This is a genomic window from Shewanella gaetbuli, from assembly GCF_023284065.1.
In the GTDB taxonomy this organism is placed as follows: Bacteria; Pseudomonadota; Gammaproteobacteria; order Enterobacterales; family Shewanellaceae; genus Shewanella; species Shewanella gaetbuli.
Genome location: NZ_JAKIKP010000013.1, coordinates 80,497 through 93,668 on the forward strand (window position 1 = coordinate 80,497; position 13,172 = coordinate 93,668).

The following is a 13,172-nucleotide window of genomic DNA, read 5'->3' on the forward strand; positions in this document are numbered from 1 at the left end:
ATCTATTTTTGCTCAATCAAGGATATCGATATGACACAACTGAGCAGCAAGATAAATGCCCGAAGTGATGAGTTTAAAGCCAAATATCAAGACATGGCTGCTTTGGTCAATGACCTACAAACCCAATTAGCTAAAATTGAACAAGGCGGTGGTGCTGTAGCCTGCGAACGTCACTTATCAAGAGGTAAGTTGCTTCCCCGTCAACGGGTTGAAAAACTTCTAGATCCCGGTTCGCCATTTTTAGAAATTTCCCAATTTGCCGCATTTAAAGTCTATGACGAAGACGTACCTGCTGCGGGCGTGATTGCCGGTATTGGCCGCGTGAGTGGTGTCGAGTGCATGATTATTGCCAATGATGCCACGGTAAAAGGCGGCACATATTATCCACTGACGGTAAAAAAACATATACGCGCACAAGATATTGCTAAACGTTGCCACTTACCTTGTATCTACCTAGTGGATTCAGGCGGCGCTAACTTACCCCGCCAAGATGAAGTATTTCCAGACCGCGATCATTTTGGACGTATTTTTTACAACCAAGCCCAAATGTCTGCATTAGGTATTCCGCAAATTGCAGTAGTTATGGGTTTATGTACCGCTGGCGGTGCTTATGTTCCGGCTATGGCTGATGAATCTATTATCGTTAAAGAACAAGGCACTATTTTTCTTGCTGGGCCACCATTAGTTAAAGCCGCAACCGGTGAAGAAGTTTCGGCTGAAGAACTAGGCGGCGCAGAGGTGCACACTAAAATATCCGGTGTGGCTGACCACTTAGCTCAAAATGATGAACACGCATTGGAGCTGGCAAAACGTGCTGTATTGCGCCTCAATCACCAAAAGCATATTACCAGTGTGTTACAAGCGGTGAAGCCGCCTAAGTATGACATTCATGAACTGTACGGCATTGTAGGTACTGATTTGAAAAAGCCTTTTGATGTTAAAGAGGTTATTGCACGTATTGTTGATGATTCTGACTTTGACGAGTTTAAAGCTAATTATGGTGCAACCTTAGTATGTGGATTCGCACGTATTCATGGTTACCCTGTGGGAATTGTAGCCAATAATGGCATTTTATTCTCAGAATCAGCCCAAAAAGGCGCTCACTTTATTGAGCTATGTTGCCAACGAAAAATTCCACTGCTGTTCTTACAAAATATTACCGGCTTTATGGTGGGTAAAAAATATGAACATGAAGGTATCGCTAAACACGGTGCCAAAATGGTTACTGCCGTATCTTGTGCCACAGTACCTAAATTCACCGTTATTATTGGTGGGAGTTATGGCGCAGGCAACTACGGCATGTGTGGCCGAGCCTTTGAGCCCACTATGATGTGGATGTGGCCAAACGCGCGTATTTCAGTAATGGGCGGCGAACAAGCTGCAGGTGTATTAGCAACAGTGCGCCGTGATGGGCTTGCGCGTAAAGGCCAACAATGGTCAACCGAAGATGAGCAAGCATTCAAAAAGCCAATTGTTGAGCAGTACGATAAAGAAGGACACCCATACCATGCCAGCGCACGTTTGTGGGATGACGGTATTATTGACCCTGCTCAAACCCGCGATGTTGTTGGCTTAGCGTTATCAGCGGCATTAAATGCCCCTATTGAAGACACCAAATTTGGTGTGTTCCGCATGTAAATTTGGCAAACCAATAGGAGTGATAACAACAATGAACAACCATTATCAATATATTCAATGCCAGATTAACCCCAATGGGGTTGGTGAGTTAATTCTTAATCGTGTAGATAAACACAACGCCTTTGATGAAGTGATGATTTTTGAAATGATCACAGCCATCGAAACTATGGCGAAGTCTAGCGCTTGTAAAATGCTTATTTTGCGAGCTAACGGCAAACATTTTAGTGCAGGGGCTGACCTTAACTGGATGCGCAAACAGGCCAAAATGGACTTTGCACAAAATTTAGCGGATGCCCACGAGCTAGCTAAACTAATGCAGGTATTAGACACCTTCCCCAAACCTACTATTGCGCTAGTAAATGGTGCAGCATTTGGCGGGGCGTTAGGATTAATTTGCTGCTGTGACATTGCCATCGCCAATCCTAAAGCGAGTTTCTGTTTAAGTGAAGTGAAACTAGGGTTAATTCCTGCGGTAATCAGCCCCTATGTTGTACGAGCCATGGGAAATCGCCAAGCACGTCGCTACATGCTAACGGCAGAAAAATTTAGCGCAGATGTGGCGTTGCAACAGCAAGTTATTCATCAAATTGCTGATGATTTAGAGGCCGCAGCACAACCATTTATTGACGCCTTTATCGCTAATAGTCCTCAAGCTTTATCTTGGGTAAAAACACTGGTCAGCCATTTAGAAAGCGGCGTGATTGACGAACAAACACTCGCCTATACCAGCGAACAAATTGCTCAAATTCGTGTAACCAGTGAAGGACAAGAAGGCTTAAATGCCTTTTTCGAAAAACGCTCTCCGGCTTGGCATAATGCCACCGTTGCTCAAGGAGCCAAAAATGATAACTAAACTACTCATTGCCAACCGTGGTGAAATTGCCTGCAGAATTATTAAAACAGCAAAAGCCATGGGAGTGCGCACGGTTGCACTTTATTCAGACGCAGACAAAGACGCCATGCATGTTGCTATGGCAGATGAATCATTTCATTTAGGCGGCAGCGCCCCTGCGGATTCTTATTTAAAAACCGAATTAATTATTGATATAGCCAAACGTGCTGGTGCCGAAGCTATCCACCCTGGATACGGCTTTTTATCTGAAAATGCCGAGTTTTCACGTCAATGTGAATTAAACGGTATTGCCTTTGTGGGCCCGGGCAGCGAAGCCATTGATGCAATGGGCAGTAAAAGTGCCGCCAAAGCCATTATGGCTAAAGCCAATGTGCCTTTAGTGCCGGGCTACCATGGTGATGAGCAAGATGATGACTTTCTTGTTGAACAAGCTAAACAAATCGGTTTTCCGCTATTAATAAAAGCCGCCTATGGTGGCGGCGGTAAAGGTATGCGCATTGTTGAAAGTGCCGCTGAGACGCTTGAAGCGATTCGCTCTGCCCGTCGTGAAGCCACTTCATCTTTTGGTAACGATAAACTGTTAATGGAGCGCTACCTTCGCCAACCTAGACACGTAGAGGTACAGGTTTTTGCAGATAGCCAAGGCAATACCATCTATTTATCTGACCGTGACTGCTCCATTCAACGACGTCATCAAAAAGTGGTTGAAGAAGCCCCTGCCCCAGGTTTAAGTGATGATTTACGTGCCCAAATGGGTAAAGCTGCGGTAGCTGCCGCTAAAGCGATTGATTACGTTGGTGCTGGTACGGTTGAGTTTTTACTTGATACCGACAACAGCTTTTATTTCATGGAAATGAACACCCGTCTACAGGTTGAGCACCCTGTAACTGAAATGGTCACCGGCCAAGACTTAGTTAAATGGCAGTTAATTGTTGCCAGTGGCGGCGAGTTACCTCTCCAACAAGATGAAGTGCGTATTTATGGCCATGCTTTTGAAGTGAGAATTTACGCTGAAGATCCTCAAAATGAGTTTTTACCCGCTAGCGGTAAACTAAACTTTTTACGTGAGCCAGAGCAAAATCGCCATGTGCGCATTGATTCAGGTATTCGTGAAAATGACGTAATTAGTAACTTTTACGACCCAATGATCGCTAAGCTTATCGTTTGGGACGAAACTCGCCCCAGAGCATTACAACGTTTAGTTCATGCTTTAGAGTCATATCAAATCAGTGGTTTAAAACACAATATTGAGTTTTTAGCCAATATTGCAGAGCATCCAATGTTTGCCAAAGCCGATTTTTGTACCGACTTCATTGAACGTTATGGCAACAGCTTAATTGGTGATGCAAGCAGTGAATCAGATACTGCTTTAGCACTGGCCAGCTTGTATCAAGTATTGCTGCGTCAACAACAAGCTAAAGTGAACGCAACTAACAGCCATGACCCTTATTCCCCTTGGGGACAAGTTAGCGGCTTTAGATTAAACAGCGCCAGTATTCATCATGTGGCATTAATTGATGATAAATCTGAACTGCAAAATTTATTGTTAACAGATTTAGGTAATGCATTTCACCTCGGCTTAAATGGTCAAGCACTTAAATTAGCCGGCCACATTAAAGATGATGTGATTTTTGCAGAAATTAATGGCCATAAAAGCAAGGTGCCAGTAAGCCGAAACGAAGATGATTTTACGTTATTTTTACCTAGCGGCAGTTATCCATTTAAAGCAATAGCGGCACAAATAGCAGAAGACACCGTCGACAGTGCTGACAAACTTAAAGCACCAATGAATGGCACAGTCGTGACTCACCTTGTGGAAGTAGGCGATAAAGTCACAGCAGGACAAGGCCTATTAGTAATGGAAGCGATGAAAATGGAATACACCATAGAAGCCCCATTTGACGGTATTGTCAGCGAGTTTTATTTCCAAAGTGGCGAGCTTGTAAGTGATGGCGTACAACTATTACAAGTCGAGCCGTTAACCGAGGATGAAGCATCATGATGCCATCACAAGCTAACATTGTTGAAATGGGGGCTAGAGACGGCTTACAAAATGAAGTAGCCGTCACTACTGATGCTAAATTAACCCTCATTGCAAACTTGGCAGAAGCTGGAATTAAAAAGATTGAAGCAGGCAGTTTTGTGTCACCTAAATGGGTGCCTCAAATGGCCGATTCTGCTGAGCTATTTCGCCAATTACCCCGCCAACAAGGGGTCACTTACAGTGCTTTAACCCCTAATTTAAAAGGGTTTGAAATTGCTCAGTCCGTTGGCGTTGATGAGGTGGCAATATTTGGCTCCGCTTCTGAAAGCTTTAGCCAAAAAAATATTAACTGTTCAATTGAAGAGTCTATAGAGCGCTTTACCCCATTGATGCAAAAGGCAAAACAACAAAACATTCCAGTTAGAGGCTATGTTTCATGTGTGCTGGGTTGTCCTTATGAAGGCCACATAAATGCCAGTGAAGTAGCTAGAGTGTCTGAAATTCTTTACAAAATGGGCTGCTACCAAATCTCGCTTGGCGACACCATAGGTGTTGGCACGCCTTTAGATGCTCGTAAAATGGTTGAACAAGTGGCAAATGTTGTCCCTATTGATCAGATAGCACTGCATTTTCATGACACCTACGGCCAAGCACTTGCAAACATTCAAGCTTGTTTAGCACTGGGGGTGAATACATTTGACTCATCGGTTGCAGGCCTGGGCGGTTGCCCCTATGCAAAAGGGGCATCAGGCAACCTAGCCACTGAAGATTTAGTTTATATGTTACACGGCATGGGCATTGATACAGGCATCGACCTTACCAAGCTTATTGCTGCTGGCAACCAAATAAGCCAGATTATTGGTAGACAAAATAACTCAAAAGTTGCCAATGCATTGAGTTGATGTGTTGGGTTACATTGCTGCATTCGTCAGCCTAACACCTGAGAAATAATAATCACAAAAGGACAGCACAATGGCAGGATTTAACAAAGTAGTCCAAAGCTATGACCAAGCCCTAGCCGGACTCACAGACAATATGACCCTTATGGTTGGCGGTTTTGGTTTATGCGGTATACCAGAAGGCCTTATCAATCATATGGTGACTTTGGGCGTCACAGGTCTAACGGCAATTTCAAACAATGCCGGGGTGGATGACTTCGGATTAGGCTTATTACTAAAACAGCGCCAAATTTCCACCATGATTGCCTCTTATGTGGGTGAAAATGCCACCTTTGAACAGCAAATGTTATCAGGTGAATTAAATGTTATTCTTACGCCTCAAGGCACACTTGCAGAAAAAATACGTGCCGGTGGAGCGGGTATTCCTGCATTTTTCACCGCAACAGGTTATGGCACCCCTATAGCAGAAGGAAAAGAAACCCGCGAAATTAAAGGCCGACACTATGTGTTAGAAGAGTCTTTAACCGCTGATTTTGCATTAATTAGAGCATGGAAAGCCGACACTATGGGAAATTTAGTGTTTCGTAAAACGGCGGCCAACTTTAACCCTATGATGGCCACCGCAGGCAAGATAACCGTTGTTGAAGTCGAAGAAATAGTTCAACCCGGCGAGCTTGACCCGAATCATATTCATACCCCCGGCATTTATGTTGATCGCGTCATTCAAGCAACATTTGAAAAACGCATCGAACAACGTACTGTTAAGTCAGCCAAATAAGGAGAGCAAGGACATGGCATTATCAAGAGAACAACTTGCTCAACGTGTGGCAAAAGAGCTGCAAGACGGCTTTTACGTCAACCTAGGTATTGGTATTCCTACCTTAGTGGCCAACTATATTCCACAGGGCATGCAAGTGATGTTGCAGTCTGAAAACGGTTTATTAGGTATGGGCGAGTTTCCAACTGAAGAAACCCTAGACGCTGACTTAATTAATGCGGGCAAACAAACCGTCACAGCGGTTGATGGCGCATCGTTTTTTTCATCGGCAGAAAGCTTTGCCATGATCCGTGGAGGTCATGTTGATTTAACCGTGCTTGGGGCATTTGAAGTGGATGTGAATGGCTCAATTGCATCGTGGATGATCCCAGGAAAACTCATTAAAGGAATGGGAGGCGCCATGGACTTAGTGGCTGGCGCAGACAACATAATTGTTACCATGATGCACGCTGATAAACACGGTAATTCAAAGCTATTACCGGTTTGTGAGCTGCCCTTAACAGGTTATGGTTGCATAAAACGGGTAATAACCGACCTAGCCTTTTTAGAAATTAAAGACGGTGCTTTCCATTTATTAGAACGCGCGCCGGGTGTCAGTGTTGAAGAAATTATTGCTAAAACTGCGGGTAAATTAGTTGTGCCAGAGCATGTTGAAGAAATGAAGTTTTAAATCGAACTGGCGATAAGAAATTAAGGCACACCATTAACTCAATTATGGTGTGCCTTGTACTTTTTAGGTCATATAACCCTGTCTTGAACTACTTTTTAGAAGTGATATCTCACACCGCCAATAGCTTCTAATTTTACTTTGACATCATCAATTAAATACAACGTCGGTTGAGCTTCAATAAAGAAAGTAAAACGCTCTACTTTTGTATGCGCGCCAAACACAGCACGTGCACCAAGTTTTGTATCATCATGCTTGGTATCGGCAATCTTGCCACCAATACCCCAATAAAAATGAGGATGACCTTCAAAGTTAAACATTTTATCTAAAGTGAATGATAAGTCATCAAAACCAACACCGATTTTATAATCGTGAATTTTAACGTTTAAACCTGAATCGCTACCCACCATAACACCAACTTCAGGGGCGGCTTTTACTGCTGTGCTTACGGTAACTGCAGTGAAAAGAATTGAAGATGTAATAAGAGTCGTGGTTTTCATCAATAACCTTTCTAAATTTTAAAAAGCGTTATCCTAGTGATTTGCGAATAGTTTGTAAACGTGTTGAAGGTTGGATTGAACATTACAGCCTACTTTAGAAAGCTTTACCACATGCAGGAAACACAACAGCAACAGCCAGCAAGCAAATAACAAACATCCAACTAATTTAGCAAAACTTGTATAGTTAACAATAAAGCCCACATCAAAATATGGGCTTTATTAATATTAATCAATAATAAAATTGAATCATTAAAGTTCGACGTTAATCCAAACTAAACGGTGATCAGACGATACTGACTTACCACCGCCACCGTATTGACCAACACGCTCGTCATTCATTAATAAACGACCGTCCTCAAAGCTTGCAGGCCAAAATACACCAGAATCAGTCACATTCAAATCACTTGATGGGATCACATGATCTAAACGTAAACCAGAAGTGCTAGTGATAACATCAGGATATTTCGTTCCCCAATTTTGTTCACGACACTCACCATTAGATAGACACTCAGGGCCACCTAAACTCATTGGGGCATAAACACCATGAGTCGCTAATTGGTTTACATGAGTGCTGTGCATTAAATCTTTAATGGTATCTAAATAGCCGTCACCACTTTCAGGATCAGCATTTAAATCACCTAAAATGACAAATGAAGCATCGTCTTTAATGCCGCCTTTATTACCAGCATCATCATAAATATAGCTACCGTTACCTGAAATATAGTCATCCCAGAATTTAATTTCAGCACGGTTTAACAGCTTATTATTCTCTGTCAATGTGTCGAAAATAGGTGGTGTTGGATGTGACAGCAATAGGTGGATCACTTTATCCCCGCCTTCTGTAGGGATAATAATAGGTGCATCTACGTGGTTTTTAGATGACATCGGTTTTTCAGCCCATGCTTCTTCTGTATACCACTCATCACCGCATGCCATTCCTTCAGGTATAGGATTTTTATCATCATCACAGTTGGTAATGACCGGGTTAGTTTCACCAGGCATATCTTTCCATTTGAAGTTTTGGAAAGTACGAATATTTGCCGTATCAATTGGGTATTGAGAAATTAAGCTGAAAGCATATTGGCCATGGTAAAAACCAAAACCCCATGCATCATCTGGTAAGGCAATTTTACCATCACGATTTAAGTCATGATCGCTTAATAAGCCAGTGTTAGTTGAGAAGTTTTCTACGTAAGCGAATTGAATCGGCTCAAGTAGCTTCACTTCATCAGAGGTGGCACCTAGTGCATTTTGAGGTACAGTAAGATAGTTTAAACGGAAGGCTTGAATACCGGCTAAGTCTTCACCAGTACCATCATTATTAAATTCCGCCATCATCAAAACTGCTGGGCGCTCAGTTTGAATAATAGCTGCAACGTTCTTAATCTGAATAATTTTTTCAGCTACCGATTTTTCTTCTTCGGTTAAACTTTCATCAAACCATTTATCCATTAACACTTGTTGTTCTGCTGGTGTTAACTTCAATTCAGCCACTAGATCTTCATAGTTGAATCTGTCAAAAGAAAGGTTATATACCCCAATTCTCACATCTGTAGTACTTGGTTCAGGATCAATAGGATAATAATTATTGGTTTCGTCGTTACAGCCCGCTAATAACACTACACTTACAGCCATTGCTGCTGCTGTTTTTAACACTTTCATGTAAACCCCTTTATTATGTATAAGTACTTCCTTTTCTTGGAAGTTAAAGGGATTTTATACAGTGTCGCGTCAAAACCTCAAGTTTAAATACACTATGTAATCAACAGGTTAACGCAAACCTCCAATGTTAGTCAGTGGCGCGCTACACGTAAACAAGATGAAGCCAGCTAGTTATCACATTGTTAGCTTGCGTGTCAGGGTTAACCTTATTCTGCCGGCTCAATATTTTGATTTGACTGACAATTTGATTGCCATTTTTGGCTAATAGCAATCAACTGTCCAGTTAACAGGCTCATAGTGTAACCGAGTCCAGCCCCTAATAATAAAGGCGGAATGATGGTACCGATGTCTGCATTCAATGCAAAAGTAATACAGCAACCTATGAATGTTCCAGGAATAAAGGCCAAGCCTTTATAACTGGCCTGTAAACACATCACTGCAGTAATAATTCCGGTTAGAGCATAGCTCACTATGGCAGAACCCAAAAAACCACTACCTGCAATAATTAACCAGCCCCAAAATACACCCGACATATTGGTGCTCATGGCCATTATCATGCCTTTAAAGCCGGCTTGTGTTTGGGCAAAAAAAGTACTGCAGCCCAGAAAACCAACCCAAGTTACTAAATTATAAACATCAGCTACACCAGCCCAAATTGCAGCTAATAACCCTGCTGAAAAAGCAATTTGCCAACGATGTTCCATAGTAACCTCCAAAGCTAAGCCTACTTTAAATGCTTATTTAAACCGTTAAAATTCGCAATACAGAAAACTGAGTTTTTATAATAACACAATGTATGCGTTATTACTCCAAATATTGAGTTATATCTCTCTAAAAATCTTAACCATCCAAATGTCAATATATTGACAAAAAAAAGGAGGTTTCGCGTAGTTTAATGTGAAGAGCCGCAACAAAATGCAAGTTTTGTTACCTCAATGTTGCAACTCGGGGTTGATAAGGTTATTTTACCGATGAGATTTGCTTTATAAGCAAACGACATTACTAAAAAAACAATTAAACAAATATTTAGCAAACAGGGAGTTTGTATGATTACAACAAAAATAGCTAAAGCCGTTAGGTTAGCTTGTGTGTATAGTGCTGTGTCTGTAACAGCTTTACCCGCTATCGCTTTAGCTGAAGAAGATGTTAGCGAAACTGATGGTGAAATTGAAAGAATTGTAACAACGGGTTCTCGAATCGCGAGAACAGAACTATCAAATCCAACACCTATAATGGTTTTAGACCAAAGTGACATACAAAAATTTGGTACACCTGATTTAGGTTCAATGTTAGCTGAGTTACCTGCGATTGGTTCAACAAACACTATTGTCGGCAACAACAATAGTAATGCTAGCGCAGGTATTAGCTCTGCTGATTTACGTCGCTTAGGGGCAAAAAGAACTCTAGTACTTGTTGACGGGAAACGACATGTTGCTGGTTCTCCAGGTTCTTCACAAGTGGATCTTTCTACTATTCCATCAGCATTAATTGAGCGTATTGAAATTATCACAGGCGGGGCATCAGCAATTTATGGTTCTGACGCTGTTTCTGGTGTAATTAACGTCATCATGAAGAAAAACTTTGAAGGCTTCGAGTTTAATGCTTCAGGAAACACTTCTACTGAAGGTGTTGAATCTGGTACACACAGCTTTAACATTGTAACAGGTACCTCCAACGACAATGGTAATGTGACCTTATATGCGGGTGTTGAAAAAACAAAGCAAACAATGTCGCGTGATTTACAACAACTTCAAAACTGGGGAACGATTAGCAATCCAGATGATACTGGTGAAGATGATGGTATTCCAGATAGATTACGTGTACCCAATGTTGGTTCAGAAATGATCAACAAATGGGGGGTAATGAATCCTTTTGCTGGATCAAGATTCACCTTTGATGACAAAGGAAATATGAAAGAGCAATGTGTAAGGGATGGCACCAACAGTTTTGCCTTCGGTCAATTTGCAGATGGTTGTGACACTGCATTTTATACTGAAGACTATGAAAATATTTACCCAGAAGTTAATCGTGTCAATATTGGTAGTACTTTTAACTATGATTTAAGTGAAAACGTTACTGCATTTGGTGATGTAAAATATACAAAATCTGAAATTAAACAACAATTTCAGCCAGGTTTTCGTTTTGGTAATATAGGCATCGATGTAGAAAACAACGCATTCCTTTCTGATGAGGCTCGAGTTGCTTTAGGCGGTACAGGTACTGCATCTATGGCGAAGTTTTTCGATGAACTAGGTAATCGTTCAGCAAACAACAGACGTGAACTTTTCCGCTTTGTAGGTGGTTTCAATGGTATTGTGACTGCAAGCGAGACAGATTTAGATTATGAACTTTATTATGTGTATGGTGAAACAAATAATGTTCGCGTAACTGAAAATGACCTTATTGTAGACAATCTTTCAGCAGCTATTGATGCTGTAGTTGACCCTAACACTGGAGAAATTGTTTGTAGTGACTATACCGCGGGTTCAGTTGATGCCGCAGGTTGTGTACCATATAACCCATTTGGGTTCAATCAGGCTTCTGAAGAAGCTAAAGATTGGGTATCTGCAGATACTACCCGTCAAGATACTATTACACAGCAAGTGATCGGTGGTAACTTAACGTTTGATACCGCTGAATTTGCAAACCTACAAGGTGGACCAATAGCCTTTGCGACTGGTTTTGAATATCGTGAAGAGTCATCAAAATCAATTACTGACGAATTAACTAAATCAGGTGCGCTTGCTGGTGCAGCAACACCTGATGAAGATGCAGAGTATGATGTTAGTGAGGTTTATGCCGAGATCAGCTTACCGCTTTTATCTGGAATTGCTTTTGCTGAAGAGTTAACTCTAGATGGTGCGTATCGTTATGCTAACTATTCACATGTAGATGATGCTGTCGATGCATGGAAAGTGGGTTTAATGTACGCTCCAATTGATTCTGTAAGAATTCGTGCAACACACGGTTCGGCAGTTAGAGCACCAAACCTAAATGAAGCATTCAGCCCATTATCTCCAGGTTTTGCAAGAGTATCGGATCCATGTGATGCCGATAATATCTCTGACGATCCAGATCGCGCTGCAAACTGTGCCGCACTTGGCATTCCAGCAGGTTGGGAAGCAAATGATAATGTTAGTATTGATACTCTTTCGGGCGGCAATGACGAGCTAGAACCAGAAAAGTCTACATCGACGACAGCAGGTATTGTTTGGAGTCCAAACTTCATCGATGATTTCTCTATCACTGTTGATTATTATGACATTGAAATCACAGATGCCATCATTGAAGTTTCTTCTCAAGATATCGCTGATAACTGTGTTGATGCAACTGGAGGTCCAGATGCTCTTTATTGTGGGGCTATTGATAGAGATCCAACTACATTTGATATTGACTTAGTTAGATCAGGCTTCCTAAATGCCGCCGCTCTTAATACTTCAGGTATAGAAGCAGAAGTAAGATACAATTTAGATCTTGCTGACTTTGATCTTGCTGGTGATTTTAAATTCATGGTATTTGTGAATAAATTACTTGAATTAGAACGCTTTGAATTCCAAGATAGACCAGATGAAATCAATGTCGAAACTGGAGAGGTAGGCGATCCAGAGTGGCAGTTAAGGTTTGCTACAACTTACACCATCGATGATTTAAGCATTAGTTATGGATTTAGATATATTGATCGCGTTGTAACATATGATGTTTCTCCGGGAGGTGGTTCACCTGAAGACCTTTCTCCAGGTTACGTCCCGTCAGTTACGACACATGATTTATCGTTTAATTATCTAATCAACGATTCATTACAAGTATATGCAGGGGTTCGAAATATGTTTGACGCACTTCCTCCTGGGTACACCGTTGATGCACAATATGATTTGATTGGTCGCCGAGTATTTGGCGGAGTTAATGTTAGATTCTAATTAACTCATAATGATTAATGAAGCCGAGCCTGATACAGGTTCGGCTTTTTATTTCAATAACTTATCTTTTTTATGTCGTTTACCACAAACGATATTAGAGTTCTGCTGATTAGAACCAAAATTCAAGGATGAATACACAATAACTACCTGAACTGATGAGACATTTATTACATAGTTATCATTTGAATTTAGGAAAGCATCAAAAAGTGCATACTAACCCTTAAATAATTGTACATATTTGTATATTTAGGCCTTTAGCAACGTTTTCAGTCTA

Annotated in this window: 10 protein-coding genes; 7 read left to right on the forward strand and 3 right to left on the reverse strand. The window is 41.4% G+C overall.

Translation table 11 applies throughout. The annotated features are described in order from the left end of the window. Positions 1–30: 30 nt before the first annotated feature. The 6 genes from L2672_RS14800 to L2672_RS14825 all read left to right on the forward strand — a co-directional run bounded on the left by L2672_RS14800 (position 31) and on the right by L2672_RS14825 (position 6,822). Positions 31–1,638 (forward strand): carboxyl transferase domain-containing protein, encoded by a 1,608-nt coding sequence (locus tag L2672_RS14800; protein ID WP_248996614.1) that lies wholly within the window; start codon positions 31–33, stop codon positions 1,636–1,638. 31 nt (positions 1,639–1,669) lie between these two features. Next, entirely contained in the window at positions 1,670–2,491 is an 822-nt protein-coding gene (locus tag L2672_RS14805) for an enoyl-CoA hydratase-related protein (protein ID WP_248996615.1), read from the forward strand. Further along, positions 2,481–4,493, forward strand: a complete 2,013-nt coding sequence (locus L2672_RS14810) for an acetyl/propionyl/methylcrotonyl-CoA carboxylase subunit alpha (RefSeq protein ID WP_248996616.1) — start codon at positions 2,481–2,483, stop codon at positions 4,491–4,493. Before L2672_RS14805 ends, L2672_RS14810 begins: the two co-directional genes overlap by 11 nt. After that, positions 4,490–5,377, forward strand: coding sequence for a hydroxymethylglutaryl-CoA lyase (locus L2672_RS14815; protein WP_275975059.1), 888 nt, complete (start codon positions 4,490–4,492; stop codon positions 5,375–5,377). Before L2672_RS14810 ends, L2672_RS14815 begins: the two co-directional genes overlap by 4 nt. Positions 5,378–5,447: 70 nt before the next feature. Beyond that, complete coding sequence (locus tag L2672_RS14820; protein ID WP_248996617.1) at positions 5,448–6,152, forward strand: CoA transferase subunit A; 705 nt, start codon at positions 5,448–5,450, stop codon at positions 6,150–6,152. 13 nt (positions 6,153–6,165) lie between these two features. After that, positions 6,166–6,822 carry a 3-oxoacid CoA-transferase subunit B gene (locus L2672_RS14825; RefSeq protein ID WP_248996618.1) on the forward strand — a complete coding sequence of 219 codons (657 nt, stop codon included), beginning with the start codon at positions 6,166–6,168 and terminating at the stop codon, positions 6,820–6,822. A 95-nt stretch (positions 6,823–6,917) separates the two neighbouring features. Here L2672_RS14825 and L2672_RS14830 read toward each other — a convergent pair whose 3' ends face one another. From L2672_RS14830 to L2672_RS14840, 3 genes are all read right to left on the reverse strand, one after another. Further along, the gene (locus L2672_RS14830) at positions 6,918–7,319 is read right to left on the reverse strand and encodes a hypothetical protein (RefSeq protein WP_248996619.1); all 402 of its coding nucleotides are present in this window, start codon (positions 7,317–7,319) and stop codon (positions 6,918–6,920) included. A 249-nt stretch (positions 7,320–7,568) separates the two neighbouring features. Further along, positions 7,569–8,981, reverse strand: a complete 1,413-nt coding sequence (locus tag L2672_RS14835) for an endonuclease/exonuclease/phosphatase family protein (protein WP_248996620.1) — start codon at positions 8,979–8,981, stop codon at positions 7,569–7,571. Between the two features lie 206 nt (positions 8,982–9,187). After that, positions 9,188–9,685, reverse strand: coding sequence for a DUF1097 domain-containing protein (locus L2672_RS14840; protein ID WP_248996621.1), 498 nt, complete (start codon positions 9,683–9,685; stop codon positions 9,188–9,190). Between the two features lie 342 nt (positions 9,686–10,027). Between L2672_RS14840 and L2672_RS14845 the strand changes: the two genes are divergently transcribed. Further along, positions 10,028–12,898, forward strand: a complete 2,871-nt coding sequence (locus tag L2672_RS14845; RefSeq protein ID WP_248996622.1) for a TonB-dependent receptor plug domain-containing protein — start codon at positions 10,028–10,030, stop codon at positions 12,896–12,898. Positions 12,899–13,172 lie beyond the last annotated feature (274 nt).